Here is a 25,918-nt window from a genome sequence, read left to right on the forward strand (position 1 = left end):
GCGGCCTTGCCCTTGCACAAAGCGACAATAGTCAAGTCTGGGGGAATGGATGCCCATCCAACGCGCTGCCGCACCCAACCGCGTCATCAAACTATTGTGCAGTGGGCTTGCCTGGCTTTTTTTGCAGGCCTTGTCCGGCATGGCCTGCGCTTTTGATACCGCGGTGTCGCATCTTGGTGATGTGGCCCTCACCCCCACAGAGATAGCCTACCTGCGTGAGCATAAAAAAGTCACCCTGTGCGTTGACCCTGATTGGGTTCCTTATGAGCAGATAGACGCATCGGGCAAACACGTGGGCATTGCAGCTGATCTTCTGGCGCTGGTCGCGGAGAGGACAGGCCTTGAGTTTGAACTGGTGCGCACCGCCGACTGGAATGAAAGCCTAGCTTTTTCTAAAAGCGGGCAATGCAAGATGTTGAGTTTTCTCAACCAGACCACTGAGCGCAGTGAATGGCTTATCTTCACCTCGCCCCTGTTCAGTGATCCCAACGTGTTCATAACCCGCGAAGAACATCATTATATTTCTGACCCGGCAGCACTTGAACACGAATCCATCGTCTTTCCTGAAGGCACGGCAATGGAAGGTTTGATCAGGGAGCGGTATCCCAACCTTGAGATCAAGATTGTGCGGTCAGAGGATGAGGCCATGAAGATGGTCTCAAACCGCCGCAGCTCCATGACCATGCGTTCCCTGATGGTGGCTGCCTATATCATACGCAAAAACGGCCTGTTCAATCTGAAAATTGCCGGGCAATTGCCCATGTACATGAATCACCTGCGCATTGGCGTGAGCAAAAATGACGTCACCCTGCGCAATATTCTGGACAAGGGCGTGATGTCCATAACTCCGCAGGAGCGGGGAAGGGTGGTCAACCAGCACATTTCCATCAATGTGCAGTCAGCCATCAACCCCATGTGGTTTCTTTTTGGCGGCGGGATTGGCGCTGTCATTGCTTTGCTCTGGGGCTACTGGACGTACCGGCTGCGGCGGCTGAATGCCGTGCTGCTGCATATTTCAAATACCGACAAGCTCACAGGCCTTGCAAACCGGCAAAAACTTTCTGGCGATATGGCTGAGGCCATGCTGCGCTCGCATCAGAGGGAACTTCCTCTTTCCGTGCTGTTGCTGGATGTGGACAACTTTAAAAATGTCAACGATACCTTTGGGCATCTTGCGGGTGACGGCGTGTTGCAGGCCTTGAGCGCCCTGGCTGTCGATGTGCTGCGCCCGCAGGATATTGCCGGGCGTTGGGGTGGGGAGGAGTTTCTTATGCTCTTGCCTGAAACCGATGCCGGTAAAGCCGGGGAAATTGCAGAGAAGCTCCGCCGTCGGATTGAAGAGTTCAGTTTTGCAGACGGGCTGCGCTGCACTGTGAGCATCGGCCTTGCAGAAATGCGCCCTCATGATACTCAGGATAGCCTGATTCACAGGGCGGATACGGCACTTTACCATGCAAAAAGAATGGGAAAAAACAGAGTTTCAGTGGGCTGAATTCTTGTGCATATAACGTGTTAAACTGCGTAATTATGCCATATCAGTTTATAATATCGGGTCATGAACTTGCTTGGAACTAAGATTTGGAGTAGGTATGTTGCTATAGTTTTTTGATTTTCTTTTATCCGTAACAGGCCTTAGTATTTCACTTTTTTTGAACATCGCATGGCCTCCTTTGCCTCCACCTGCTGCCAGCTGTTCTGTTTTTTGGGAGTTGACGCATTCTGTTGTTGTGGGGTTCATATGACTGATTCCCAGCCTAATTTTCGTTCAGAATCTGGAAAAAGCAAATCATCCCGGCTGCATTCCCACAAGCAGCTATGGGTCATTGCCATAATCAACCTGCTTGTTCTGGGCATTATTATTTTTGCTCTGGTAGGTATCAGGCAGCAGGAACTCGCCACAGCCGCCAACACTCTTGAAAGTGTTTCCCGATCCATTGATGATGTGCTTTTCTGGCGTGTTGAGAAAATCAATCTTGCCCTGCTGGGCGCGGTTGATGAAGCGCAACAGCAGGCACTGCGCGGCGATGTTTCATGGGAACGTTTTGAAGCCTATGGCAAAAACCTTGATGAACGCCTGCCGGACACCCTTGGATTTTTGCTGACAAATACGCAGGGGCGGGTAGTGTACGCTTCTCCCCGCGCGCTTTCTGGCGAGATGTCCATCACCAACGCCGACCACTTTGTTCAGCTACGCAATAACCCCTCCCCTGGGCTTGTTATTTCCCATCCTTTTTACAGCCAGTTGTGGACGCGCCCCATCATTGTGCTTTCCATGCGCTATTTGTTGCCCGATGGTTCGTTTGGCGGCGTTGTGGCCTGCGCCGTTTCCATAGATATGTTTTCGGACATCATGGCTTCAGCCGTCATTGTGGGCCCAAGCGCCGTGGCCACCCTGTGGGACAAAAAGCTGGGCCTTGTCACGCAGTATCCACGCGGGCGTTTCTGGCTTGACGCCAAACCGTCGCCCCCGTTGCGAAAGCTCATTGAGCACGATGCCGCCGCTAGTATCTATCAACATAGGCGTACGGATTTTGGCGATAAAAAAAGGATCGCGTTTTATCGCAAGCTTCGCCAATGGCCCCTGTATCTTTCTATTGGCCTGTATGAGCAGGCCGTACTCGCCAAATGGCGACAGGACATTATTTCACTGGGTTTATTGTGGATAGTCTGCGTGTTTATTTCATTTTGGAGCGGCATCAACTACACCCGACAGCTCAGGGCTCTTGAATTGGGCGAAAAGCGCTACAAAGGCCTTTTTGACAATATGCAGGCAGGCATGGCCCTGTGCGAACCGGTCTTTGCGCCAGATGGGAAAATTTGTGATTTCAGGCTGGTTGAGATCAACCAGGCCTACTGCGATGTATTCAAGGCCGAGCGGGCAGACGTTATCGGCAAGACACTGCTGGAAAGGATCAGCCCCAAAACCAGCGAAACAGCCCACTGGGTGAATCCGCTCATAGTCACTGCGGAGACCGGCGAGCCGTCTCATTTTGAATTTTACCTTGCTGGCAACAACCTGTGGGCGGATATCGTTGCTTATCGCTCAGAAGTTGGAATTATTGCTTTTCTGTGCACAGACATAAGTGAAAGAAAATTTGCGCAGGGGCGGGCAAACCGTATTTCACAAATGTACGCGGCGCTCAGCAGATGCAATCAGGCCATTGTGCGCTGTTCTGGCAGAAACGATCTTTTTGCTGAGGTTTGTCGGGCTGCTGTTGAAGCTGGCGGCATGAAGGGAGCCTGGATCGGCCTTGTTGAAAAGCAGACAGGCAACGTGCAGCCCGTTGCATCATTTGGCCTGAGCAATACCGATCTGCAAAAGCTCGACATATCTGTTTGGGCGTCTGACCCCAAAGGGTCCGGCCCAACTGGCTGTGCAATCCGAAACAACGAATCTGTCTGGTCAGACGACACCACAACTGACCCCAGGCTTGCACCCTGGTGGCAGCTTGTGCGCAAAACGGGTTTTCTTTCTGTTGGGGCGCTCCCCTTGCGCCAACGGGGAGAAGTTGTTGGAAATTTGACACTCTACGCCGACGATGCCGGAGCCTTTGATGCAGAGGTGCGCGAGCTCTTGGGGGAAATGGCCCTGAACGTCAGCTTTGCGCTGGATAATTTTACATGGGAAGAAGAGCGCCGCCGCAACGAAGCCCGCATCAATGAGCTGGCCTACTACGATCAGCTGACTGGCCTTGCCAACCGTCCCCTGCTTACGGACCGCATCCGGCAGGCGGTTGCGGTGGGCATGCGCACGGACAAGTTCAGCGCGTTGCTGTTTATTGACCTTGACCGGTTCAAGACGATCAACGACACGCTCGGTCACGCGCACGGCGACAACCTGCTCAAGCAGGTTGGGCAGCGACTGCTTGCCATTGTTCCGGCAGATGACACGGTGGCGCGCTTTGGCGGCGACGAATTTGTTTTGCTATTGCACGGGCTGTCGGGCAATAGCGAGGAAGCTGCGGAGGCCGTGGCGCTCATCTGCCGCAAGATTCTCACAGCCATACGCGAGCCAATTATTGTGGAGGGCATTACCTGCAACTGCACAGCAAGTATCGGCGTTGCCCTGTTCGGCAAGCAGAGTATCACTCCAGATGAACTGCTCAAGCAGGCGGACCTTGCCATGTATCAGGCTAAAGATGCCGGAAGAAATACCGTGCGGTTTTTTGATCCGGCCATGCAGCAAACCGTCATGGAGCGCATAGAGCTTGAGCGGGATCTTGAGGAAGCCATACGCCTTGAGCAGTTTGTGCTGTATTATCAGCCGTTGATCAGCGTGGATGACACTGTGTTTGGCGCAGAAGCGCTGATTCGCTGGCAACACCCCAAACGTGGTATTGTGCCGCCTGTCGAGTTTATTCCCCTTGCAGAAGAAAACGGCATGATTGCCCGCATAGGGGCATGGGTGGTGCGGGAGGCGTGCAGCCAGCTTGGGCGCTGGGCCGAGATACCCGAGTTTTCAAATCTGACAATAGCCATCAACGTAAGCGCCCGTCAGTTCCGTGAAAGTGATTTTGTACGGGATGTTACGGCATCTGTGCGGCAAGCGGGCATTGACCCAGGCCTGCTGAAGCTGGAACTGACCGAAAGTCAGCTGGCTGTGAACATGCAGGAAATCATAGCGTCCATGGTCAAATTGAGCAATCTGGGTATCCGGTTTTCGCTAGATGACTTTGGCACCGGCTATTCATCCATGACGTATCTAAAGCTGCTCCCGCTGGATCAGCTCAAGATTGACCGTTCGTTCATCCGCGACCTCCTCACTGACCCCAACGATGCCGCCATCGCCAGCATCATTATCGCGCTTTCGCAAAGCCTTGGTTTAACCACCGTGGCAGAGGGCGTGGAAACACGCGAGCAGAAAAGGGCCCTGCTGAACATGGGGTGCACGTTGTTTCAGGGGTATCTGTTCAGCGTGCCGCTGGCAGTAAAGGACTTTGAGCGGTATCTTGCGCGCAGAAATGCAGCGGCAGCCGCAGAGGGGCATGGTAATCAGGCCGAGCAGCCCGAGAGCGCTGAACAGACCGAAAACACTGAACAGAGAGCGGCGGACGAGGGCAGGGGAGCGGCCTGAGCAGGGTGTGGAGGCTTTGGACAGGGCAAAATTCAGGCCTGTTGCGTGCTGCGCCATGCCTGAAAAGAACTTTGTGGTTCAATAACAAGGGCGGGGTAAACCCCGCCCTTGAACGTCATATCCGCAAAATATCCACAAGAATTCGGCTACTCGTTGATGCCATCCAGTTGCTGCCATTTGCCAAGGTGGCTTTCAATATGCTGGCATATTGCCGCCTGTTCTTCCTTGCCTTGCCCGGCAATGGTGAGGGGGCTTGCAAAGTTGTAGCGTATGGTCAGGCCGGGTTTGACCGGGCCAAGTTCCTTGATTTTTTTGCCCTGTCCCCAGGCATCGGTCTTGAGCGCCAGCGGCACAATGGGCACTCCGGCCTTTTTAGCCAGCTTGACGCCGATGGAATTGAACTGCTGCGGATTAAACTCGCGCGAGCGGGTGTGCTGCGGAAACACAATGATGGAAATGCCCTTTTTCAGACGCTCCAGCCCGCCGTTCAGCACAGCTGTGAGGTCTTCGCGCGGGTTGCTGCGCCCAACTACAATGGGGTCGCGCGAGCACATCACCGGGCCAAAAAACGGCATGGTGGTGAGGCTTTTTTTGACCACAAAGGTCACCTGGCGGCGGGGCCGGATCATGGCCGGGAGCATGAATGTTTCCAGCGTGCTCATATGGTTGGCCACAAACAGGCAGGGGCCGTCCACAGCTTCAATGGCGTCCATGCCCTCAATCTGGATGGGGCAGCCCATGCGCTCCACAAGGTCTGCCACCCACGCGCTGGCATATACCCATGCAGCATCGTCGCACTGCCCCTTGGAAGCTCTGGAGCACAGCCAGCGCACCGGGCCGAGAAACAGGCGGCTGTAAAAGCTGAGCGAAGGCATCATACGGCTGAAAAAGCCCGCACTGGCAGGCTGACTGCTGTATGTGTCGCCCGTGAGAAACTTGGCTTCAAATGCGCCGTCAACAAAGGGGTTCATGCCTATTCATCCGTTTTTTTGATTTTATGCAGTTTGCGCCACCACTGGCTGAGGCGGGGTTCTTCCCCATTGTCGCGCGGCTGGTAGAACCTGCGGCCTTCCAGTTCTGTGGGCAGGTATGACTGCTCGATCCACGATTCCGGGTAGTTGTGGGGGTACTTGTATTCCTTGCCGTAGCCCCATTCCTTGTGCAACTGCGTTGAAGGATTGCGCAGATGCAGCGGCACCGGGCGCGTTCCGTTGAGCTTGACCTCGCGGGCGGCGTTGAGATAGGCCGCGTAGGAAGTATTGCTCTTTTTGGCAAGGGCCAGATAGGTGACAGTTTCCGCCAGCGGAATGAACCCTTCCGGCATGCCCACAAATTCCACGGCCTGCTGACAGGCCACAGCCAGCCCCAGAGCGTCCGGGTCGGCCAGCCCCACATCTTCCGATGCGGAGAGTATCAGGCGGCGGCAGACAAAGCGCGGGTCTTCGCCGCCTTCAAGCAGGCAGGCCAGATAGTACAGGGCCGCATCCACATCACTGCCGCGAATGGACTTGATGAGCGCCGAGGCCAGTTCATAGTGGTTATCGCCGTCCTTGTCGTGCCGGATGAGCACCTCGGGCAGCGCCGCCTTTATATGCTCCAGATCGCGCCTATCTTCCGGCAGGGCGCCCACATATTCCACAAGGTTCAGCAGGGTGCGGGCATCGCCGTGCGAAACCCCGGCCAGCAGGTCGGCCACATCATCGGTCATTTCAAGTTGCAGGTCTTTTGCGCCGCGCCGGGCAAGTTCCATAAGCTCCGGGCGGCCCAGGGGGCGCAGCCGCAGCACATGCAGGCGCGAAAGCAACTGACGAGTGACGCTGAACGAGGGATTTTCCGTGGTTGTGGCAAGCAGGGTCAGTTCGCCAGATTCCACCAGCGGCAAAAAAAAGTCCTGCTGCGCCTTGGAAAACCGGTGCAGTTCGTCCAGCACGAGAATTTCCACGCCTGTCAGCGAGCGCCTCAGATGCTGCAATCCGGCCTCGGGCGCGCTCAAACGCAGATAGGGCTTGCCGGATGATTTGGCCAGCAGCAGGGCGAGGGTTGATTTGCCGCAGCCGGGCGGGCCGAAAAACAGCAGACTGGGCAAACGCCCGGACTTCATAAGTGAGCGCAGGCGGTCGCCAAGATGGGTCTGACCCAGAAAAAGCGCCAGATCATCGGGCCGCATGCGCTCCGGCAGCGGCTTGCTTACGGTCACTTTCCGCTCCCTTGGGTGGCATCGGGCTTGCCGCCAAGCTGTGAACCCCACCAGTGCAGGCCAAGGCAGAGTGTTGCAGCTGTTTCACAGCGCAATACGCGCGCGCCAAGGCTCACGGCGGTAAAGTGGGCGGTTTTCAGGGCTGCCAGCTCCCTTTGCGAAAAGCCGCCTTCGGGGCCGATCACATAGACGGTAAGGCCGGGCTGGCCCGCCATTTCCGGGGTGAGCATATGCACGCCGTCCTGGAGTTCCCAGGGCAGAATGCGGTGGTCAGCTGTGTGCGAAAGATGGATGAGCTGATCCACGCCGCCAGAGAGGGCGCGTACTTCAGGCAGCCAGGGGTTGCCGCTCTGCTTTGCCCCGGCGATCATCTGCCCAAGGCAAGCTTCTTCTGCGGCGGCAGAAAGTTTGCCCTGGCTGTGATCGCCCTGCCACAGCCACACGCCATGCGCGCCAAGCTCCACGGCCTTTTCCATAAAAAATCCGCGCCGCACGGCCTTGCTGTAGGCCAGCGCCACAATGGCCCGCGAATGAGGAGCCGGGGTGACAGTTTCAGAAACGCGCTGGAGCTGCACGTTCTTTTTGCCCACCTTGCAGACCACAAATATGCCCGAACGGCCCCGGCCATCCAGAAGCCCCACTTCGGTGCCGGGTTCTGCGCGCAGAACCTGCCCCAGATGCCGGGCTTCCTGCCCTTCAAGAAGAGGTGTGTCGCCCCAGTGTTCAGGGGCCAGATAAAAAAACGATACGCTCATGCCACCACGTTTTCCTTGCCGCTGCGCGCCTTGCGCACAGCCTTGAACCCGTCCTGCAATGAAACAAGACGTCTGTAATTTTTACGAATTTCCTGACCAGCCGGGGTGAGGGTGTCTTCCGGCGGTTCAACGTATTTGCGTTGCAGATAACTGTCGCGCAGGATTCTTTCCACACAGTCGATGACGGCGTCAACCAGACCGGGGAAGAAACTGACGATTTCAAACTTCAGCTCGTTGAGCAGGTTCAGGGCCTCGCGGAACATCTGTTGGTAGGTGATGCGCGCGCCCTTGAAGGTGCGCTGGCACAGGTCTTCCAGTATGCGCACACGCCGGGCCTGCTGAATGTAGCTGAACCGGGTGCAGACCTCCTGATACAGTTCGCGCAGGTTTTCAAAGGCCTCGTCATTGTCCGGCGAAAAGAGATAGTTGGTCAACACCTTGCTTACATTGGAGAAAAACTCGTCACTATAGCTGATCATGCGGCGCTGATGCTTGGTCAGCCAGCTATAGAGGAATTTGAGCCGCTTTTCGTGCGTGCCCGTGTTTTCCACCACCTCGGTGCGCTTGTAGATGATGCGCCCCGTATATTCGCCGCGCACAATGTCGTTAAGGCGCAGGAACATGTTGGAGGTGTCCTTGATGATATTAAGCCCGGTGAGCGCTTCGCCCGTGATGGGGTGCAGCACCTCCTGCGCCACCACGGAGAGCGCGCGGTCCTGCCGCACGTTGCTGGCGTCAAAGGTGTGCTGACGGTACTTGATGCGCAAAATGACCACCCGGCGCGGCTTGTCCAGAAAAAATCCATCGCGGTCAATGGCGCTCAGCGCTTCGTCCTGATCGGCGTCCACAGCCACAAGGGCCACTTTTTCCAGCAGGGGGTAGCGCGTGTTTTCGCCATTGGCCATGTACGTGGTAATGGTTCTGTCCGTCTGCCCAAGCACGCGCAGCAAAAAGCGCTCGCCCATCTTGTGCAGTTTGCGGGCAAAAAGCGCGCTCGAGGTGCGGCGCTCTGAAACAATGGGGAAGCCGTAAAGCTCCATGAGGTACTGGTACACAAACATACGGTTGCGTTCGTAAATATCGCTGTCGCCGTATACGAACTTGCCGATGCGGATGCCAAAACGCTTCAGTTCGCTGTCGATATCTGACGGAAAGGAGGCGAATATCCCGGCCAGATGAAACTGCTTGTCCGCGCCCCAGGCCAGCACGTGCGCCCTGTCCATGCTGAGCAGATAGGGCATGAGGGCTGGGTATGTTTCAAGCACAACCGTATCTGACGAGCGGAACTGCTGGCGAAAAATATCCTGGTGCACGCGCGGCAGCCGCGAGGCCAGGGTTTGCAGGTTCTGCACCATGACCTGATTTTCCAGCGGGCAGCAGGCGCCGTCACCTTCGGTAATCACGGGGTGCAGGCGGTCGAACTGAAAAATTTCTGAAAAATAGTCGAGCTGGCGGGCAAAAGCCACCATGGCAAAGCCGGGCAGCTCTTTGTATTCAAACATGTCGTTGTCAAAGGAGGGCAAAAGCTCGCGCGCTTCCACAAGGGGGTAGTTCTTGTTTTCCTGATAGGGTTTGACAAGACACAGGCGGATATGCACGGCATCAAGCATTTTCTTGAGCTGCGGCAAATCGCTTACGGCAATCGAAGAGGACAACTGGGTAGCGTCCTGCCAGGGCAGACCGTCCTTGCTGAATACCTCTTGCCATTTAATCATCCGCACATCCCTTATAGAAATTTGTTATTTACTACCTGCTTTTCAGAATATTTTCCAGTGGGAATGATGCAGGTTCCCCGAAAAACGGCATCAACCGGGCCTGCCAAGCCTGATGTAAAGGGCGTTGACGCTGCCAGCCAAGGCCCCGGCAGCGGAACAAGGGGCAGGAACAACGCAAAAGAAGTTGCGGCGGCGCAGGCCCTTTGCTACAAGAAATGCGTTACCCGAGAGCCGTCACGCCTGTGGGCGGCATCACCTCAACCCCATGTGCCCATGACCGCCAACTCTGTTGAAAAGCATATTCTGAGCATCGTTTGCAGCGTTTTTGACGCTTATTCCGTAGTCCTTTTTCTGCCTGACGAAGAAGGCGAAGCGCATCACCTCGCGGCTGCCTTCAGCCTGGGTGAAAGGATTGCGTCCAACGCATCGGTGCTGCCCGGCAAGGGCCTTGTAGGCTGGATTGTTCGTAACCGGCAACCTCTGCTTGTGCCGAATTTTGACCAGCGCCAGAGCAACCTTGGCTACTACACCGGCGGCGAAGAGGCCAACATCAAGGCCTTTATGGGGTGCCCCGTGCCCACCGGCGGCGCGCTCTGCGTTGACAGCAAGCGACAGTACTCCTTTTCAGACAAAGACCACAAGATCCTGCAAATGTTCGCAGAGCTTATCTCGCGCCAGCAGGGTTCCACCGGGCGGCAGGAGCTTGCCGGGGACATTCCGCGTTATTTTGCGGAATTGTCCGTTATTCAGGATCTACGCTTTCGCTACAAGCGCTGGCCTCAGTTTTTACAAAATTATCTGCGCATCATGGTTGAAGCCACGGGCTTTGACTACTGCGCCTTTGCCTCGGTGGACGAACCGGGCGAAACATATTGTGTTGAGAGCGAATCGGCCCGTCTGCTGCTGACCGGCGAGGAACCGCTTATCCTGCCCATGGGCAGCGGCATAACCGGCTGGGTTTTCCGCAACGATCAGCCGGTGATAGCCGAAGGCATCGAGGGCGCGCCCGCCACTGTGCTGTTTGGCAAGCTGCCGGATATGCCCGATTTTCAGGCTGCCATATGCATGCCGGTTATGGTCAACAAGAGCACACGCGGCGTGCTTTGCCTTGCGCATACCACTCCTCGCCAGATAGACGAATCCCTGCGCAGTTTTGTGCGTCAGTCTGTGGATCACCTGGCCCTGTTCCTGGAAAATCTGTATCTCAAAATGCGGCTCAGAACCATGTTGCCCCGGGCGCGGGTGCACAACGACGGCCCCCAGGCCTATGATCCCGACACCGCGCCCATTCCGCCAACAAAAGAATACTAAACATGATTCTACGGCGTTTCTTCAGATTCTTGTCCAAAGACATTGCCATGGATCTTGGCACTGCCAACACCCTGCTCTACACCAGGGCGGATGGCATTGTGATCAATGAACCATCGGTGGTGGCCATAGACACACACAAGAATTCTGTTCTCGCCGTGGGCGCTTCAGCCAAGGAATATCTGGGGCGCACGCCCCAGCGCATCAAGGCCGTGCGCCCCATGAAAGACGGCGTCATCGCCGACTTCGACATCACCCGTGAAATGATCTCCTACTTTGTGCGCAAGGCCATTACCGGGTTGCGGCTGGTCAAGCCTTCCATGGTCATCTGCATTCCAACGGGCATCACCCAGGTGGAAAAACGCGCGGTCATCGACTCGGCCATTCTGGCGGGCGCTGCCGATGTGGCCATGGTCGAGGAACCAATGGCGGCTGCTATCGGCGCTGATCTGCCCATTCACGAACCTCTGGGCAATCTGGTGCTCGACATTGGCGGCGGCACAAGCGAGGTAGCTGTTATCACCATGGCGGGCATTGCCAATGCGCAGTCTGTGCGTGTGGCAGGCGATGCCATGAATATGGCCGTGCAACGCTACATGCGCGATGTTTTCCGCATGGAAGTGGGCGACAATACAGCGGAAAACGTGAAAAAAATTCTTGGCTCCGCCATGCCCATGCCCAATGCGCCGGTGCTCGAAGTTTCGGGCAAGGATCTGGTGCGCGGCGCGCCCCGCGTGGTCAAGGTTACGGAAGGCCATGTGCGCGAGGCCCTGCGCGAGCCTGTGCTCGCGATACTTGGCGCAGTGATGCGCGCGCTGGAAAAAACGCCGCCTGAACTGGCTGCGGATATTTACCGCAACGGCATGCTCATGGCGGGCGGCGGTTCTCTGCTCAAGGGGCTGGATCAGTTTATCGCCAGAGAAACGCGCCTCAAGGTTTTTGTGGACAAAGACCCCCTGACCACGGTGCTGCGCGGCACCGCCCGTGCCATGCTTGACCGCCAGTTGTACCATTCGGTCTTTATTAACTAGCTGCGTCCGCGCCGTTTGCCGAGAGGGCGCGACAATCCATTTTCTGAAAACTGTCTGCTGCGGGGTGACCACCCTGCGGCATTTTGCGTTGCAGAACCCGCACGCGTAAAGGAAGCCCCATGTTTGCATCACAGGATATTTTGCAGGGATGTCTGGAAATTGTACGCCAGAGTAGCGATATTGTGCGCGAGCACTGGGCAAAGCCCAGCAACGTGCGGCATAAGGGCCGTATTGATCTGGTTACGCAGACCGACCTGGCGGTGGAAGCTTTTTTGAAGGAAAAACTGGCAAACCTTGTGCCTGGCGCCGCCTTTATGGCGGAAGAGAGCAGCGAGAGCGAGAAGGAACCGGACGGCCTGTGCTGGATCATTGACCCTGTGGACGGCACAACCAACTTTGTGCACCGCATCCCGCAGGTGGCTACCTCGGTAGCTCTGTGGAACAAGGATCATGTGGAGCTTGGCGTGGTCAACATCCCCATGATGAACGAATGCTTCAGCGCGCAGCGCGGGCAGGGCGCGTACCTCAACGGCACGCCCATAAACGTGAGCAGGGCTGAAACCCTGGGCGATGCGTTGGTGGCCACGGGCTTTCCCTATGACTTTAGCGGGCGGCTCGACAGGATACTGGAACGCCTCTCCCTTGTGCTGCCCAAAAGCCAGGGCCTGCGCCGCATAGGCGCGGCGGCGGTGGATATGGCCTATGTGGCCTGTGGCAGACTGGATATGTTTTATGAAGAAGGCCTGAAACCCTGGGATTTTGCCGCTGGCCTGCTGCTGGTGGAAGAAGCCGGGGGCAAGGTGACCAATTTGCGCGGCGAGGCCCTGCATTTTGGCGAGGTGCTCATGGCCTCCAACGGGCTGGTGCATCTGGAGGCTGTTGATCTGCTTGGCCCCACAGCCGTATAAGAAAAGTGCGCTGCGTGGCCTGCGCAGGGCATTCACTGATTGCATAAGGCCCAGCGGGGTCGCGCGCCCTGCAGACAGGTTTTGCAACAGGTAGGCTTTTATGTGGATAAATTGAGGGTGTGTGGCGTCAGCGCGGGCGCACAAGGCCAGCCTGCACCGCCTGCCGCAAAAAGGGCGAAAGCAGTTCGCCAAAGTGTACGCCAAGGCCCCGCAGCTCGTCATAATCAACCAGCATGTGCTGATCCGGGTCACGCACGGCAGCGGCAGCCAGCGAGGAGGGCATGCGGCCCTCATACAGCGCCACAAAAGCGTTGAAATTGTCCGGCCCCGGCGGGGAAACGCCGAGCGGCAGTATGCGCCCCTCGTGGTTCCAGTCGCTGGTAAACAGCTCCTGCGCCTTGTGCTCGCTTGATTGCCCGGCAGGCAGCCGTCCGAAGGATGAAAATCCCCAGCCAAGGCCATGGCGGTGCGTCAGCAGGGCGCGTCCAAGCCGGTCGCGCACAAGCAGGCCCACTGCGCGGTGCCGCAGGTTCTGCCGCAGTATGTCCTCGCCGTGCATGATGCACAGCGGTATGTTGTTGTGGTCCACAACCTCCTGCAAGTCAGGAGTGTTGCCTAATGAAGGGTAAAGGCTGATTTTCATGAATGCTTCCACAGTGCGGGACGAACGCCTTCAGATGCTTGGGCCGCAGCATGCCGCCGCCATGTACGAGATTGAGCGCCAGTGCTTTCCTCTGCCCTGGTCAGAAGAGCAGTGCGCTGCCGCCTTTGGGCAAAAGGCTTTTTCGGCACTGGGAATGTTTCGGCATGAGGCGCTGATTGGCTATATATCAGTATATCACACGCTGGATGAACTGGAAATACTCAATCTTGCAGTTTTGCCGGATGAACGTCGCAGAGGCTACGGGCGGCGTATATTGGGCGTGGTCTTGCGCCTTGCGCGTAAAATGGCTATAAACAAAATCTTGCTTGAAGTCAGGGTGGGCAACAGGCCCGCTATTTGTCTGTATGAGAGTTGCGGCTTCAAGCGGGAGGGCGTACGCAAAAAGTATTATACCGATACTGGCGAAGACGCGCTCATTTATCTTTGTTCCATCTGATCCTTGAGGACGCCATGCAAAAGATATTTGCCGCCAACTGGAAGATGTATAAAACCCGCGCTCAGGCTGCCCAAAGCGCCAGCGATCTGGCCAAAGGCCTCGGGCATATGCCTGCTGGGCAGGATGTGGTTGTTTTTGCCCCCTTTACGTCCATAAGCTGCGTGGCGGACGCCTTTAAGGGCGTTGCGGCGCTTTCGGCGGGCGCACAGAATTGCTATCCCGCTGAGGAAGGGGCCTTTACGGGCGAAACTTCGCCCGCCATGCTGCTTGACGCTGGCGCAAGCTGGGTGCTGACCGGGCATTCCGAACGGCGGCACGTCATGGGCGAGGACGATGCCCTTGTGGCCCGTAAAACAATTTTTGCCCTTGAGCACGGCCTCAAGGTGCTGTTCTGCATTGGCGAAACCCTTGCCGAGCGCGAAGCTGGCAAGCTGAACGCCGTGCTTGAACGCCAGCTCGCAGCCGTTTTCTCGGCCATGCCCGAGAGCCTGCGCGGCGCTGCCCTTGTGGGCAAGCTTGCCATTGGCTACGAGCCTGTGTGGGCCATTGGCACCGGCAAGGTTGCCGGGCCGGAAGAAGTGCTCGACGCCCACGCCGTTACGCGGGCCTTGCTGAAAAAACTTGTGGGTGAAACCGCAGACAAGCTGCCCATTCTGTATGGCGGCAGTGTTAAGCCAAACAATGCCGCAGGGCTTATGGCCCTTGACAATGTGGATGGCCTTCTGGTAGGTGGAGCGTCTTTAGAAGCGCAAAGCTTCTTACAAATTATCGGGGCCTAACCCCACTTCGGGCGCGCCATCGGGCAGTGGCCGGACGGCGAGGAGGAATTCGTGCAGACTCTCATTCTTACGCTGCATATCATTGTGTGCGTGTTGCTGGTTATTCTTGTGCTGCTTCAGGCGGGCAAGGAAGGCATGGGCGTGATTTTTGGCGGTGGCAACAGCTCTGTGTTCGGCAGCGGCGGCGCAGGCGGCATTCTTGCCAAACTGACTGCCCTGATGGCCGTGATTTTTGTTATCACGTCGCTCAGCTACACCCTCGTGACCAGCTCGCGTCCTTCCAGTCAGTCTACGATTCTTGACGTGAAGATTGAAGAGCCTGCTGCTCCCAGGCCCGCCGCCCCGGCTGTCACGCCCGGTGCGGAAGCGACCCCGGCTCCTGTGGTACCCGCTGCTCCTGCCGAGCAGAAGGCCCCGGCGCCTGCGGCTCAATAAGCGCAGCACCTGTTTACTGTTAAAGCCGCGGCCTGTGCTGCGGCTTTTTTTATTAGCATAACCCATGAGTGGAGCCCTTATGTCTGACGCAGATGCCTTTGGGGCAAATCCGTTCCGCGCGCTCAATGCAAAAAAATTTCCCGAAAAGCAAAAAAACGGCGGCAGTGAGCGCAAACCTGCGCACCGCGGGCAGGGCAAGGGTAAGCGCGTTATCGTGTCTGCTGGCACTACGCAGGCTGCTGAAGTTTCGGATGAAGATTGCGATCTGTTTTTGAACGCCGTGAGCAGCGTGACCCCTGCCAAAAACAGCCGCAAGGCTGCAAATCCGGGTTTTTCGCTGGAAGAGCGAGGCACTCTGGCCAGCATGGCAGATGCACTGGCTGAAGAACGCGGCAAGGGCAAAAAAACTGCGGCCAGAGGCGCAACAGCTGAAGCTGGCAAACCCAAGGGCAAGGCACCGGGAACGGCCCAAATATCAAGTAGTCATGCGTCGCCTACCCAGACCTCATCTGGCCCGGCGTCATCTGGAAAGTCGGAACCAGGCAGCGCCGCCGTTGACCCCGTTCAACATGATGAAGATGACGAGGCCTCGGCCTTTCTTGCCGCCATGGGCACGGTAAGCCCCCTCACTGGCGGCGGGCGTGATGTTGTTCCGGCTCCCGCCCCGACAACACCACCGCCGCATGGGGAGTTGAGCCTTCAGGACTTCATGGACGGCAAGCTGGAGTTTGCCCTGACCTTCTCTGACGAATACCTAGAAGGGCATGTGGTCGGCCTTGACCAGATGATTCTAAACAAACTACGTGCTGGCGGCCTCAGTCCGGAGGCCCATCTTGACCTGCACGGCCTCAATGCGATGCAGGCATTTGAAGCTCTGCGTGGCTTTTTTAAGGGTAGCTGGTACAAGGGCCTGCGCACGGTGCTGGTGGTGCCGGGCCGTGGCCGCAATTCGCCTGACGGCATGGGTGTTCTGCGCGAAAAGCTGCAAAGCTGGCTGACGCAGGATCCTTTCAAGCGAGTGGTGCTGGCCTTCTGCACTGCCCAACCCCATGACGGCGGGCCGGGCAGTGTCTACGTGCTGCTGCGCAAGTATCGCAAAAAAGGCCGTATTTACTGGGAAAGAATGCCGGCGGATGCTGACCTGTACTAGGGCAGGCCACTGGAAGTTTTATTTCTGTTTCAATCCATAGGGCGTCACATGGTCAGAATCGGGGATATGCAGATTTGACGCAAAAATGGCCGGGAATATCCCGGCCATTGTGCTTTTTGTGGGGCTGGCGTCTGACAATACTGTCTGTATCAGCCCGCCTTGCGCGGACTGGCGGACAGCCTGTCCAGCAGACGGTCGTAATAGGGGTCGTCCTGCTCAATCTGCATGGGCCGCTGAAAGCGCATTTTGGCCCGCGTGACCATAAAGCGCACCCTTTGCATCTGGCGCACGCGTTCCTGCTCGTCCTCGCAGTGCTCCAGCAGGTCAACAAGCCTGTTCAGCTCCTTGCGCTCCTCAAGCTCGGGCGGCAGGCAACCCGCATTGCGCAATATCTTGTAGGCCATGCGCATGTCTTCCGGCACATGGCTGAGGTCTTCAAGCTCAAGGGGTTTGCCAGCGCCGGGCAGATTGTCAAAGGCCCCCTGCGACAGGGCTTCCTCAATGCGGCGTTCCGCCACAAGCTGGATGACAGACCATGGATTGGCGTTACTCATGACTATCCTCGTCCGGCGGCAGAGCATCTGTTTGCGGGGCAGATTCCGGGCTGTCGCTCCACAGTTTTTTCCATTCCATGAGCAGGCGCAGGGCGTCCAGCGGGCTGAGTTCGTCAGGATTAAGCTCGCGCAGCAGCAGAACAAGCGGGTGTTCCGAGCGCGGCGGCGCGGCGGCAATCTCCGGCAGCTCCGGCTCTTTTTTTGCTGGCTCAGGCAGGCTCAGGCCCGGCAGGGACACCGCGGAAACCACGGTTTTTCTGGCGCTGTCGCGTCCGCGCTCAAGCCCCTGCAATATGGCTCTGGCCCGCTGCACCACGGGGCCGGGCACACCTGCAAGGCGGGCCACTTCCACGCCGTAGCTGCGGTCTGAAGGGCCGGGAACCAGCTTGTGCAGAAAGAGAATGTCGTTGTTGTATTCGCGGATGGCGATGTTCATGGTGAACACGCCCGCTATGCGGCCTTCCAGCGCGGTCAGTTCGTGGTAGTGGGTGGCAAAGAGGGTGCGCAGGTCGCCGCCAGCCCGCTTTGCGAGGTCTTCCACCACGGCCCAGGCCAGGGCAACGCCGTCATAGGTGCTGGTGCCCCGGCCAATTTCGTCCAGAATCACAAGGCTGCGACGGGTGGCCTGACGCAGAATGCGGGCCGTTTCCATCATTTCCACCATAAAGGTGCTCTGGCCCTGCGCAAGGTTGTCTGATGCGCCCACGCGCGAAAACAGGCGGTCTACCAGCCCAAGGCGGGCGGCGCTGGCCGGAACCATGGAACCCATCTGGGCCAGAAGGCTGATGATGGCAACTTGCCGCAGCACGGTGGATTTACCGGCCATGTTGGGGCCAGTGAGCAGGCACAGGCGGCGACCGGCATCAAGGCGAAAGTCGTTGGGCACAAAGTTGGCGCGGCCAAGCATGGCTTCAACCACAGGGTGCCGCCCCTCGCGGATGTCCAGATTGGCTTCCGCGTCAAGCTCCGGCCTGCACCAGTTGTTGGTACGGCCCACCTGCGCGAGGCTCTGCCAGTAATCGAGCTGGGCAACCATATCCGCCGCGTGAATGATGCGTTCGCGCTGGGCGGCCATGTGGGTGCGCAAATCCTGAAACAGCGAGTATTCCAGCGTCTTGCGCTTGTCTGCGGCAGAGAGAAGCTCTTCTTCAAGTTCTTTCAGCTCCACAGTGGTGAAGCGTTCAGCATTGGCAAGGCTCTGGCGGCGGATAAAATGGAAGGGCGCAGGGCCGCTGTGGGCCGCGCGCGTGAGCTCGTAATAATAGCCGAACACACGGTTAAAGCCCAGCTTGAGCTTGCTGATGCCTGTTTTTTCCTGTTCGTCGGCCAGCATGTTCTGGAGCTTCTGCTCGCCGTGTTCCGCCAGATCAAGCAAGCGGTCAAGTTCCGCATTATAGCCGGTTTTGAACAGGCCGCCCTCGGTAATGACCGCAGGGGGGCTGTCCACCAGGGCGCTTTGCAGCAGGGCCGCGCAGTCTTGCATGTTGTCCCAGGACTTGACCACATCGGCAACGCTCTTGGGCATGTTGTCCGCAGCACCGGGCGCGCCAAAAGCTGTGTCAGGAGCTGCCGCAGAAGCATCGCCAGCCCCTTGCAGGGCGGCGTACACATCCGGCAGGGCCGCAAGGCTGTTGCGCAGGGCAATAAAATCGCGGGGCGCGCCCTGATTGAGGCTGATGCGAGTTGAGAGGCGCTCCAGATCATAAACATTTTTCAAAGCTTCGCGCAATGCGGCGCGGCGTGCATCGTCCGCATGAAAAAAGGCCACCGCGTCCTGAACGCGTGTGATGGGCCCAAGCTCGCGCCAGGGGTGGCGCAGCATGTCTTCAAGCAGCCTGCCGCCCATGGGGGTCATGGTGTCATCCAGCACATGGCGCAGGGTGCCCTTGCCCTTGCGGCCATTGAGGCGGCAGAAAATTTCAAGGTTGCGCTCGGTCACATCGTCAATGAGCAGACGGCGGCCAAGATCAAGGGGGGCAAAGGGCATGAGGTGGTCGGGGTTGCGCATCTGCGTCTGGCTCAGATAAACAAGCAGCGCGCCGCAAGCCCGCATGAGTTCCGGCTTGCCTTCCAGCCCAAGAGCACCTGCCTCGCGTACCCCCTGGGCGGCCACAACGCGCTCTGTGGCGCGCTTGAGGTCAAATTGGGGCGCAGGCATGCGCACAAGCCTTATGCCTTCCAGAATGCAACGTTGGGGCGGCTCAACCCCTTCCGGCACCAGTAGTTCGCGTGGGGCGAGCTTTTGCGCCCACTGCCACAGCTCGGCCTCGCGCTTGAACTCAACGCCAGACCACTGGCCCGTGGAAATATCCGCCCAGGCCAGGCCGCCAGCCCCACCCGAGGCAGAAGGGCACAACGCTCCCAAAAAGTTATGGCTCTTGCTGGCGAGGTTGGCGTCTTCCAGCACAGTGCCGGGCGTGATAATCCGTGTAACGGCCCGCTTGACCAGCCCCTTGGCGGCCTTCGGGTCTTCTATCTGGTCGCAGATGGCAACGTGGTAGCCCTTGTCGATCAGCTGGGTCACGTAGCCCTCCACCGCATGCCACGGCACGCCGCACATGGGGATGGGATTTTCGGCATCCCTGCTGCGGCTGGTGAGGGCAATCTGAAGCTCGCGGGCCGCAACCTTGGCGTCTTCAAGAAACAGTTCATAAAAGTCGCCCATACGGTAAAACAGCAGGGCATCGGGGTGTTCGGCCTTGATGCCCATGTACTGTTCAAACATGGGAGTCAGCTTTACGGGGGCTTCAGACATAATAATTCTTGGGGTGACGGTGACGGTTGCGGCTTACCGCAGCCATAAAAAATTGTGGCGCTGCCCAGACCCTCAGCCGAACAGCGCCACAAAGCGGATTGCGAAACGTCTAGTGCTGCTTGTCAGGATCCGGAACCAGCGACTCTTCGGCGGCAACAGCAGTTGCGGCAGCGGGGGCCACAGGCGCGGGCTGGGCTTCGGCCTTGCCGTTCTTGCTCAAGAACTGCGCACGGGCTGTGTCTGCGCCGAGCTTTTTCTTGGTCTTTTCCAGTTCACGCTCAAGGCTGCTGATCTGCCATTTCTGCTTCATCAGGCGGGCGGTCAGATTGACCTTGTCCCACACCAAAAAGCCCAAGGTCATCAAGGCGCCACAGGCGAAGGCCGCGATGACCAGAAAATAAAACGGCAGGGCGATGGAAGACATGGCGGGAATAAAGAACAGGTTGAGCGTGAGCACCATGCTCTGGGAGAGCTCGCCCTGGTTCTGGAAAAAGAACACAAGGGCGAGGAAAAAGAGAATGGCGAGCAAAAATACTTTGATATACCGCATAGACATACTCCTCAGGCTAAATAAAGCTATCTCAAAAAAACTTCACGGGCTTTTTGAGAATGCCGCATCGCCCAAGAGGGCACAGCATCGCGCTCTCCAGCCGGTCTTTGTCGCCCCCTGCGAAAAAGACAATCCCCGCCACAAGGTCATGCAGCCCTTACGAGCCGCAACCTTCCTGCCCGGGCGTGGAAGCGGCGCGGTCTTGCTTGCCATTGGCCGCGCCATTCGTGAAATACGGTTTCAGTGCCGCATAGGTGCGGCTCAAGTGTTCGGGCATGGTGCGCACTTCGTCAAACACTGCCATGAATGAAGAGTCGCCCGTCCAGCGCGGCACCAGGTGAAAATGCAGGTGTTCGCGAATGCCCGCGCCCGCTGCCTGCCCCTGGTTCAGGCCGATATTGATGCCTTCACAGTTAAAGTGCTGCTTTAAGATTACCGTGCACTGCTGTAAAAGATCCATGATTTCATGGGTTTCTTCTGGCTTGAGGTCAGCCAGCAGCATAACGTGCCGGTATGGGCACACCATGATATGCCCGTTATTATACGGGAATTTGTTCATGATGACAAAGGCCATGCGGCCTCTGTGCAGTACCAGGCGCTGCTCGTCATCCGCCGTATGATCGGGGAGGCAGAACACGCAGGAGTCTGGCTTGGGGCCAAGAATGTACTCAATGCGCCATGGAGCCCATAGTTGTTTCATAGTTGGTTTCTATACACCTCTTATAAACGCTGGGCAAGTGAAGAATTCCGACTGGTTTGTTCTTCATTCCCCTTGCCGGATTTTGCGCCAATACTGCACACGAGGCTGCGCGCCAGATCCATCTGTTGCTCTGGCGTTGCGGCGGTGCCGTCAAGCTTGGCAGCAAGCACGGCGTCCAGAATGCGTCCAAAGGCGGGGCCGGGTTCCAGCCCCATGATGCGCAGGTCTTCGCCGCTCACATCCGTTTTTTCTTTGCGCCACTGGGTAATGTAGCGCGAAAGGTTTTTTTGCAGGGCGGCGTCGCTTGTGTCTGCCATGAGGTAGAGCAGGCATTCGAGCGAAAGGGGCCGCAGCAGGGCGCACAGGGCGCTGATGCTCTCCTTGCCTGCCTCATGGTCTTTTTGCCACGGCTCCAGCTTGCCGCGCACCACGCGCATATGCTCGCGCTGGCGCAGAATGTCGGCCCGCCGTGGTTCGGGCAGGCCCATGCGCTGATAATGGTTGGCCGTGTCGGCATAGCTCATGTTGTGGTTGAGAACCAGAAAGAAGGCCAGCCAGGGTTGGGCTGCCTCTTCAAAATACAGCAGCCTGTACCACGTGAGTGTTTCCTGAAGCCGCAACAGCAAGTTTTTGCGCGTGGGATTGAGCGACAACAGGGGAGAAACCGCCTCCAGCACGCCAAGCTGGTCGAGCCGCAGGATGCAGGCCGAAGGGTCGTCCTCATCGCAGATATGCTGAAATTCGTGGAACAGCCGAAAGCCCGAGAGCTTGTCCATGAGCTTGAGTTTGAGGGCGTTCTTGATGAGCTTTTCCGTACCTGCCCCGATGTGGAAGTTGTAGCGCTGCTCAAAGCGCACAGCCCTGAGGCAGCGGGTGGGGTCTTCCACAAAGCTCAGGGTATGCAGCACCCTGATGACGCGTTCCTTGATGTCGCGCTGCCCGCCGAAAAAATCCACCAACTGGCCGAATGGCTCGCAATCAAGCCGCACAGCAAGGGCATTGATGGAAAAATCGCGGCGGAACAGATCCATCTTGATGGACGAAAGCTCAACCGTGGGCAGTGCCGCCGGGTATTCATAGTACTCAAGGCGCGCCGTGGCTACGTCGATGCGGGCTTCGGCCCCTGCGGCATCGGTGTAAATGACCACGGATGTGAGGAACTTCTGGTGCTCGCGCACCCGCCCGTTGAGTTCTTTTGCCAGCGCCCGCGCAAGCGCTATGCCGTTGCCCTCCACCACCAGATCAATATCCTGGTTGGGTCGCTGGAGCAGAAGGTCGCGCACAAAGCCGCCCACGGCGTAGACCGGCAGCCCAAGTTCCCTGCCAAGCCGGCCCGCAAGATGCAGCATGTTGCGGCTGGCAAGGGGCAGTCTGTCCTGTATGAGCTTGCCGAGGTTGCGCTCCTTGCCGCTGGTGGTGCGCGGTTCCGGCATATGGCCCGGCTCCTGCGCAAAAACATTGATAAGGTCGGTACGCGTGACCACGCCGATAACCTTGTCGTCTTCCACAATGGGCACAAGGCGCTGGCGGCCTCCCACGATGGTGGTGGTCAGATCCTTGAGCGTTGCATCCGGCGGCAGTGTGGTGATTCTGCGGGTCATGTAGTCTTCAACCGAAGATGCGCCAAGGCCGTGGGCGCTGGCCCGCGAGGCCGTGAGGGCATCCAGCAGGCCGATGCACTGGCGGGTATCTGGCATGAAGACCGGTACGGCCTTGAGGCCGAAGTGGAGCATGAGTTCATCCGCCTCATGAATGGTGGCGGTGGCCTCAATGCCCACTGCTGGCGAAGACATGTATTCGCGCGCTGTTTTATCGGGGTAGGCCTGGGCGTAGAGGTGACGCAGAATCATATCGCGTACCTCGTGCACTGTCATGGAGCGCACGGAGGCCGATGCCGCGTAGGCATGCCCGCCGCCGCCAAGGGCCGCGCAGATGTCGCCTACGTTGATGGCCTCGTTGCGGCTGCGGGCAACCACCTGAATACGGTCGTCCATAAGCCCGATGGCAAACAGCACCGGGAATCTTTCCATTTCCATGAGGCGGTGGGCCAGATAGGCGAAGTCACCCAGATAATGCTCCATGGCCGCTTCTGAAAGCGTTACCTGAACATTGTTGATGTTGTACGTCTGGGTGGATTCCAGCAGGCTGTTCAGGGCCTGAATGTGCAGGCTCGTGAGCTCGTGGGCCGCCAGAGCGTCGATGCGGTTCACATCCATGCCCTGCCCGAGCAGCCAAGCAGCCGCCATAAAATCAGCCTGCGTGGTTGAAGAATAGGTGAAAGAGCCGGTATCGCCATAAATGCCAAGACCCAGCAGGGTGGCGTCGTCCGGGCTGAGGCTGAGGCCCCGCTCCGAAATGGCCTTCACAATGAGGCTTGTGACAGAGCCTATGTGCGCCATGTGCGTGTGCGGGCTTGTGATGTCGTCCGCAGAATCCGGGTGATGATCCCACAGTTCCACGGTCACGTCATCACGGTCGAGCAGTTGGGCCACATGGCTTATGCGGCCGCGCTGGCGGGTATCCACAACCACAAGGCGGGTTATGGACTCCCACGGGATGACAGGAGTTTCCACAATGCCCAGCTCCGCCGTATCCAGCCCGACAATAAGTTTTTGCAGGCCGCGCTCCTGCGTGCCGGGAAAGAGCAGCACGTGCGGGGAGTAAAGAAATCGGGCCGCCAGCATGGCTGCAAAGGCGTCAAAATCTGCATTGGCGTGGCAGGTGATGAGCGTTGTCCCGCCTGTATGCTGCGACGCTGAGGCCGCAGAGGCGGACGCCGCCTGTACTGGGGCTGCCTGATCTGCTGTGCTTGGGGCGGACGCCGCCTGTGGGGTCGTTTCCGGCGCGGGGATCACTGGCGGCTCCGGGGATGGAATTGATGGTGTATGCCGCGCAGGCGCTCGGCCTGCACATGGGTGTAAATTTCTGTGGCGCTTATGTCGGCATGTCCAAGCAACATCTGCACGGCGCGCAGGTCTGCGCCGCCCTCCAGCAGGTGCGTGGCAAAGGAATGCCTGAACGTATGCGGCGAAATGGCGCGGCGGATGCCAGCCTCAAGCGCGTATTTTTTAACCATTTTCCACACGTACTGGCGCGTCAGGGCGCAGCCCGAGCGGTTGACGAAAAGCTGGTTGCCCGTGGGTGTAAAAAGGGGCCTGCATGCGCTGATATAGTCTGCCAGCATTTGCTGCATCAGGTCGTGCAGCGGCACCAGCCTTTCTTTGGAGCCCTTGCCAAAAACGCGCACAAGGCCGCGTTGCAAATCAAGATCCGGCACGCACATGGTGCACAGCTCAGAAACACGCAAGCCCGCAGCGTACAGAAGCTCAAGCATGCAGCGGTCGCGCCTGCCGCTTTTGTCGCGCAGGTCTGGCTGGGCAAGCAGGGATTCCATTTCATCCCTTGTCAGCACCTCCGGCAGGTGTTGGGGCAACTTGGGGTTTTCCAGCAACTCAGCGGGGTTTTTACGCAGTCTGCCTTCTTCAACGGCAAAGGCAAAAAATGCCCGCAGGGCGGAAAGACGGCGTGCAAGGGTACGCCCTGTGTTCTGCCGTGCGCGCAGCCAGGCAAGATACAGAAAAATCTCCTGTTCATCGGGGTCGGGCAGCGAATCTTCCGACGCGCCCTGGGCCAGCTCCTGCCGGTACAGAAAAAAACTCTCAAGATCCTGCCCGTAGGCTTCAACCGTATTGGGCGAAAGGCCGCGCTGGGCCAGCAAAAAATCTCGCCACAGAGGTAAAAGGGTTGCCAGGGCAGGGGCTTTGGTGCGTGGATGTGCCATGCGCCCATGCTAGCCGCCTTACCGCAACGGAGCAAGCCTTTTGCAATCAAAACCGCCCGGATGCGTTGCATGCAGTGGGCTTTATCCTTTCCGCGAAAAAAGCTATGCTGCAAACCTTGCTAAAATGCGGGCGGAACCTATCTGAAGGAAACCTGATGGCAGATCAAACAACGCTGCGGGCCTACGTGAGCCTTGGCTCCAACTGCGACAACGCGGCAGAAAAACTTGCAGCAGCACTTGAAGCCCTTGCGGAACTACCGGAAATGGGCATCGGTGCGAAATCGCCCATATACCGGACAGAGCCGCAGGAATACACGGAACAACCCTGGTTTCTCAATCAGGTGATTGAGCTTTTTCCCGGTGATTGCTGGCGGCCTTGCAGTCTTGTGGACGCCCTGCTGGGCATAGAGGCAAGACTTGGGCGGGTGCGCAGCCCTGATCCAATATTGCGTTTTGGGCCGCGTGTTATTGATGTTGACCTGCTGCTTTTTGGACAGGAGCGGAGCACCGATCCCCATTGCCTTGTGCCGCATCCACGGCTGACGGTGCGGGCTTTCGTCATGCGGCCATTGCTTGATATTGCGCCTCTGATCGTTGTAGACGGCCTGCCCGTAAGGGATTGGCTGGCGCGTACAGTATGCCGCGTGGAAGGGGACAGAATTTTTCAGTGACGGTTGCCAACCTCTGTGATAGTGTCTTCCACGGCATTAATATGCCTGAAAGGGCTGCACTCCAGCCTTACGCGACCCGTGCCACGGGATTAAGGAGCATAACAAATGGTAAAGTGGCTCATTCTGATTTTGGCGGGCTACGCCCTATATCGCCTTTTTGCCAATGATCTGAACAAGAAGCAGAAGGAAAACAAGCAGGAAAGCGCTGCTGAAATGGAGCGTAAGGTTGCCGCTGGCGAAATGGTAAAAGACCCCGAATGCGGCGCGTATGTGGCCGTTGATGGCTCTATTTCCGTGCGTGACGGTGAAAAAGTTCACCGTTTCTGTAGCTACGAATGCCGTGACAAGTTCCTGCAACGCCTTGAAGAAGGCGGCCGGGAACTGCCCCCCCGCGAAGAATAGTCTTTTTCAGCGTATCTGGAACAGGCCGTTTTGTTCCCTTATGCTTCAGATAG

The 25,918-nt window shown here is 57.8% G+C and carries 23 protein-coding genes; 11 read left to right on the forward strand and 12 right to left on the reverse strand.

The features are described 5' to 3' along the window. Positions 1-49: 49 nt before the first annotated feature. Complete coding sequence (locus tag QZ383_RS07950; RefSeq protein ID WP_291444484.1) at positions 50-1,492, forward strand: diguanylate cyclase; 1,443 nt, start codon at positions 50-52, stop codon at positions 1,490-1,492. Between the two features lie 48 nt (positions 1,493-1,540). Here the strand turns inward: QZ383_RS07950 and QZ383_RS07955 are convergent, their stop codons facing one another. After that, a complete protein-coding gene (locus QZ383_RS07955) occupies positions 1,541-1,738 on the reverse strand; it encodes a hypothetical protein (protein ID WP_291444486.1) in 198 nt (65 codons plus the stop codon). On the opposite strand from QZ383_RS07955, the gene QZ383_RS07960 reads away from it, so the two are divergent. Next, positions 1,739-5,074, forward strand: coding sequence for an EAL domain-containing protein (locus tag QZ383_RS07960; RefSeq protein WP_291444487.1), 3,336 nt, complete (start codon positions 1,739-1,741; stop codon positions 5,072-5,074). Positions 5,075-5,220: 146 nt separating this feature from the next. On the opposite strand, the gene QZ383_RS07965 is transcribed toward QZ383_RS07960, so the two are convergent. Genes QZ383_RS07965 through QZ383_RS07980 form a run of 4 tightly spaced genes read right to left on the reverse strand, consistent with a single transcriptional unit; the run spans position 5,221 to position 9,741 of the window. Beyond that, positions 5,221-6,045, reverse strand: coding sequence for a lysophospholipid acyltransferase family protein (locus QZ383_RS07965; protein ID WP_291444489.1), 825 nt, complete (start codon positions 6,043-6,045; stop codon positions 5,221-5,223). A 2-nt stretch (positions 6,046-6,047) separates the two neighbouring features. Next, entirely contained in the window at positions 6,048-7,271 is a 1,224-nt protein-coding gene (locus tag QZ383_RS07970) for a replication-associated recombination protein A (protein ID WP_291444491.1), read from the reverse strand. After that, positions 7,268-8,026, reverse strand: a complete 759-nt coding sequence (locus tag QZ383_RS07975) for a 16S rRNA (uracil(1498)-N(3))-methyltransferase (RefSeq protein WP_291444493.1) — start codon at positions 8,024-8,026, stop codon at positions 7,268-7,270. Before QZ383_RS07975 ends, QZ383_RS07970 begins: the two co-directional genes overlap by 4 nt. Beyond that, a complete protein-coding gene (locus QZ383_RS07980) occupies positions 8,023-9,741 on the reverse strand; it encodes a hypothetical protein (protein WP_233482958.1) in 1,719 nt (572 codons plus the stop codon). The genes QZ383_RS07975 and QZ383_RS07980 overlap by 4 nt, the downstream gene beginning before the upstream one ends. 63 nt (positions 9,742-9,804) lie before the next feature. On the opposite strand from QZ383_RS07980, the gene QZ383_RS07985 reads away from it, so the two are divergent. The 3 genes from QZ383_RS07985 (at position 9,805) to QZ383_RS07995 (ending at position 12,988) form a co-directional block, all read left to right on the forward strand. Then, complete coding sequence (locus tag QZ383_RS07985; protein WP_291444497.1) at positions 9,805-11,052, forward strand: GAF domain-containing protein; 1,248 nt, start codon at positions 9,805-9,807, stop codon at positions 11,050-11,052. 2 nt (positions 11,053-11,054) lie between these two features. Continuing rightward, complete coding sequence (locus tag QZ383_RS07990; protein ID WP_022659408.1) at positions 11,055-12,080, forward strand: rod shape-determining protein; 1,026 nt, start codon at positions 11,055-11,057, stop codon at positions 12,078-12,080. 119 nt (positions 12,081-12,199) lie between these two features. Further along, positions 12,200-12,988 (forward strand): inositol monophosphatase family protein, encoded by a 789-nt coding sequence (locus QZ383_RS07995; protein ID WP_291444499.1) that lies wholly within the window; start codon positions 12,200-12,202, stop codon positions 12,986-12,988. Between the two features lie 127 nt (positions 12,989-13,115). Here the strand turns inward: QZ383_RS07995 and QZ383_RS08000 are convergent, their stop codons facing one another. Beyond that, the gene (locus tag QZ383_RS08000) at positions 13,116-13,631 is read right to left on the reverse strand and encodes an NUDIX hydrolase (protein ID WP_291444501.1); all 516 of its coding nucleotides are present in this window, start codon (positions 13,629-13,631) and stop codon (positions 13,116-13,118) included. Between QZ383_RS08000 and rimI the strand changes: the two genes are divergently transcribed. The 4 genes from rimI to QZ383_RS08020 all read left to right on the forward strand — a co-directional run bounded on the left by rimI (position 13,630) and on the right by QZ383_RS08020 (position 16,452). Then, entirely contained in the window at positions 13,630-14,088 is a 459-nt protein-coding gene (rimI, locus tag QZ383_RS08005; protein ID WP_240824419.1) for a ribosomal protein S18-alanine N-acetyltransferase, read from the forward strand. The genes QZ383_RS08000 and rimI overlap by 2 nt on opposite strands. A gap of 14 nt (positions 14,089-14,102) precedes the next feature. Continuing rightward, positions 14,103-14,867 carry a triose-phosphate isomerase gene (gene tpiA, locus QZ383_RS08010; protein WP_291444503.1) on the forward strand — a complete coding sequence of 255 codons (765 nt, stop codon included), beginning with the start codon at positions 14,103-14,105 and terminating at the stop codon, positions 14,865-14,867. A 51-nt stretch (positions 14,868-14,918) separates the two neighbouring features. After that, the gene (gene secG / locus QZ383_RS08015; RefSeq protein WP_291444504.1) at positions 14,919-15,302 is read left to right on the forward strand and encodes a preprotein translocase subunit SecG; all 384 of its coding nucleotides are present in this window, start codon (positions 14,919-14,921) and stop codon (positions 15,300-15,302) included. A 79-nt stretch (positions 15,303-15,381) separates the two neighbouring features. Then, the gene (locus tag QZ383_RS08020; RefSeq protein WP_291444506.1) at positions 15,382-16,452 is read left to right on the forward strand and encodes a Smr/MutS family protein; all 1,071 of its coding nucleotides are present in this window, start codon (positions 15,382-15,384) and stop codon (positions 16,450-16,452) included. Between the two features lie 149 nt (positions 16,453-16,601). On the opposite strand, the gene QZ383_RS08025 is transcribed toward QZ383_RS08020, so the two are convergent. The 6 genes from QZ383_RS08025 to xerD form a co-directional block, all read right to left on the reverse strand. Then, positions 16,602-17,006: a DnaJ family domain-containing protein gene (locus QZ383_RS08025; protein ID WP_291444507.1), complete on the reverse strand. Its 405-nt coding sequence runs from the start codon at positions 17,004-17,006 to the stop codon at positions 16,602-16,604. After that, entirely contained in the window at positions 16,999-19,761 is a 2,763-nt protein-coding gene (gene mutS, locus QZ383_RS08030) for a DNA mismatch repair protein MutS (protein ID WP_291444508.1), read from the reverse strand. Before mutS ends, QZ383_RS08025 begins: the two co-directional genes overlap by 8 nt. A 109-nt stretch (positions 19,762-19,870) precedes the next feature. Beyond that, positions 19,871-20,311, reverse strand: coding sequence for a LapA family protein (locus QZ383_RS08035; protein WP_291444509.1), 441 nt, complete (start codon positions 20,309-20,311; stop codon positions 19,871-19,873). 157 nt (positions 20,312-20,468) lie between these two features. Then, positions 20,469-21,011, reverse strand: coding sequence for an HIT domain-containing protein (locus QZ383_RS08040; RefSeq protein ID WP_240824413.1), 543 nt, complete (start codon positions 21,009-21,011; stop codon positions 20,469-20,471). A gap of 20 nt (positions 21,012-21,031) precedes the next feature. Further along, positions 21,032-23,737 (reverse strand): CBS domain-containing protein, encoded by a 2,706-nt coding sequence (locus QZ383_RS08045; protein WP_291444745.1) that lies wholly within the window; start codon positions 23,735-23,737, stop codon positions 21,032-21,034. Between the two features lie 125 nt (positions 23,738-23,862). Beyond that, entirely contained in the window at positions 23,863-24,792 is a 930-nt protein-coding gene (gene xerD / locus QZ383_RS08050) for a site-specific tyrosine recombinase XerD (protein ID WP_291444512.1), read from the reverse strand. Positions 24,793-24,947: 155 nt separating this feature from the next. Here xerD and folK point away from each other — a divergent pair, with 155 nt between their 5' ends. After that, a complete protein-coding gene (gene folK, locus QZ383_RS08055; protein WP_291444514.1) occupies positions 24,948-25,463 on the forward strand; it encodes a 2-amino-4-hydroxy-6-hydroxymethyldihydropteridine diphosphokinase in 516 nt (171 codons plus the stop codon). 105 nt (positions 25,464-25,568) lie between these two features. Continuing rightward, positions 25,569-25,865 (forward strand): transcriptional regulator, encoded by a 297-nt coding sequence (locus QZ383_RS08060; protein ID WP_291444515.1) that lies wholly within the window; start codon positions 25,569-25,571, stop codon positions 25,863-25,865. Positions 25,866-25,918 lie beyond the last annotated feature (53 nt).

This window comes from Desulfovibrio sp., from assembly GCF_019422935.1.
Taxonomy (GTDB): Bacteria; Desulfobacterota; Desulfovibrionia; order Desulfovibrionales; family Desulfovibrionaceae; genus Desulfovibrio.

Bases quoted from the DNA above. Each gene is read 5' to 3' on its own strand.
- QZ383_RS07950 (WP_291444484.1), top strand. From the start codon at position 50: ATGCCCATCCAACGCGCTGCCGCACCCAACCGCGTCATCAAACTATTG.
- QZ383_RS07955 (WP_291444486.1), bottom strand. From the start codon at position 1,738: ATGAACCCCACAACAACAGAATGCGTCAACTCCCAAAAAACAGAACAG.
- QZ383_RS07960 (WP_291444487.1), top strand. From the start codon at position 1,739: ATGACTGATTCCCAGCCTAATTTTCGTTCAGAATCTGGAAAAAGCAAA.
- QZ383_RS07965 (WP_291444489.1), bottom strand. From the start codon at position 6,045: ATGAACCCCTTTGTTGACGGCGCATTTGAAGCCAAGTTTCTCACGGGC.
- QZ383_RS07975 (WP_291444493.1), bottom strand. From the start codon at position 8,026: ATGAGCGTATCGTTTTTTTATCTGGCCCCTGAACACTGGGGCGACACA.
- QZ383_RS07980 (WP_233482958.1), bottom strand. From the start codon at position 9,741: ATGATTAAATGGCAAGAGGTATTCAGCAAGGACGGTCTGCCCTGGCAG.
- QZ383_RS07985 (WP_291444497.1), top strand. From the start codon at position 9,805: ATGATGCAGGTTCCCCGAAAAACGGCATCAACCGGGCCTGCCAAGCCT.
- QZ383_RS07990 (WP_022659408.1), top strand. From the start codon at position 11,055: ATGATTCTACGGCGTTTCTTCAGATTCTTGTCCAAAGACATTGCCATG.
- QZ383_RS07995 (WP_291444499.1), top strand. From the start codon at position 12,200: ATGTTTGCATCACAGGATATTTTGCAGGGATGTCTGGAAATTGTACGC.
- rimI (WP_240824419.1), top strand. From the start codon at position 13,630: ATGAATGCTTCCACAGTGCGGGACGAACGCCTTCAGATGCTTGGGCCG.
- QZ383_RS08000 (WP_291444501.1), bottom strand. From the start codon at position 13,631: ATGAAAATCAGCCTTTACCCTTCATTAGGCAACACTCCTGACTTGCAG.
- tpiA (WP_291444503.1), top strand. From the start codon at position 14,103: ATGCAAAAGATATTTGCCGCCAACTGGAAGATGTATAAAACCCGCGCT.
- QZ383_RS08020 (WP_291444506.1), top strand. From the start codon at position 15,382: ATGTCTGACGCAGATGCCTTTGGGGCAAATCCGTTCCGCGCGCTCAAT.
- QZ383_RS08025 (WP_291444507.1), bottom strand. From the start codon at position 17,006: ATGAGTAACGCCAATCCATGGTCTGTCATCCAGCTTGTGGCGGAACGC.
- mutS (WP_291444508.1), bottom strand. From the start codon at position 19,761: ATGTCTGAAGCCCCCGTAAAGCTGACTCCCATGTTTGAACAGTACATG.
- QZ383_RS08035 (WP_291444509.1), bottom strand. From the start codon at position 20,311: ATGCGGTATATCAAAGTATTTTTGCTCGCCATTCTCTTTTTCCTCGCC.
- QZ383_RS08040 (WP_240824413.1), bottom strand. From the start codon at position 21,011: ATGAAACAACTATGGGCTCCATGGCGCATTGAGTACATTCTTGGCCCC.
- xerD (WP_291444512.1), bottom strand. From the start codon at position 24,792: ATGGCACATCCACGCACCAAAGCCCCTGCCCTGGCAACCCTTTTACCT.
- folK (WP_291444514.1), top strand. From the start codon at position 24,948: ATGGCAGATCAAACAACGCTGCGGGCCTACGTGAGCCTTGGCTCCAAC.
- QZ383_RS08060 (WP_291444515.1), top strand. From the start codon at position 25,569: ATGGTAAAGTGGCTCATTCTGATTTTGGCGGGCTACGCCCTATATCGC.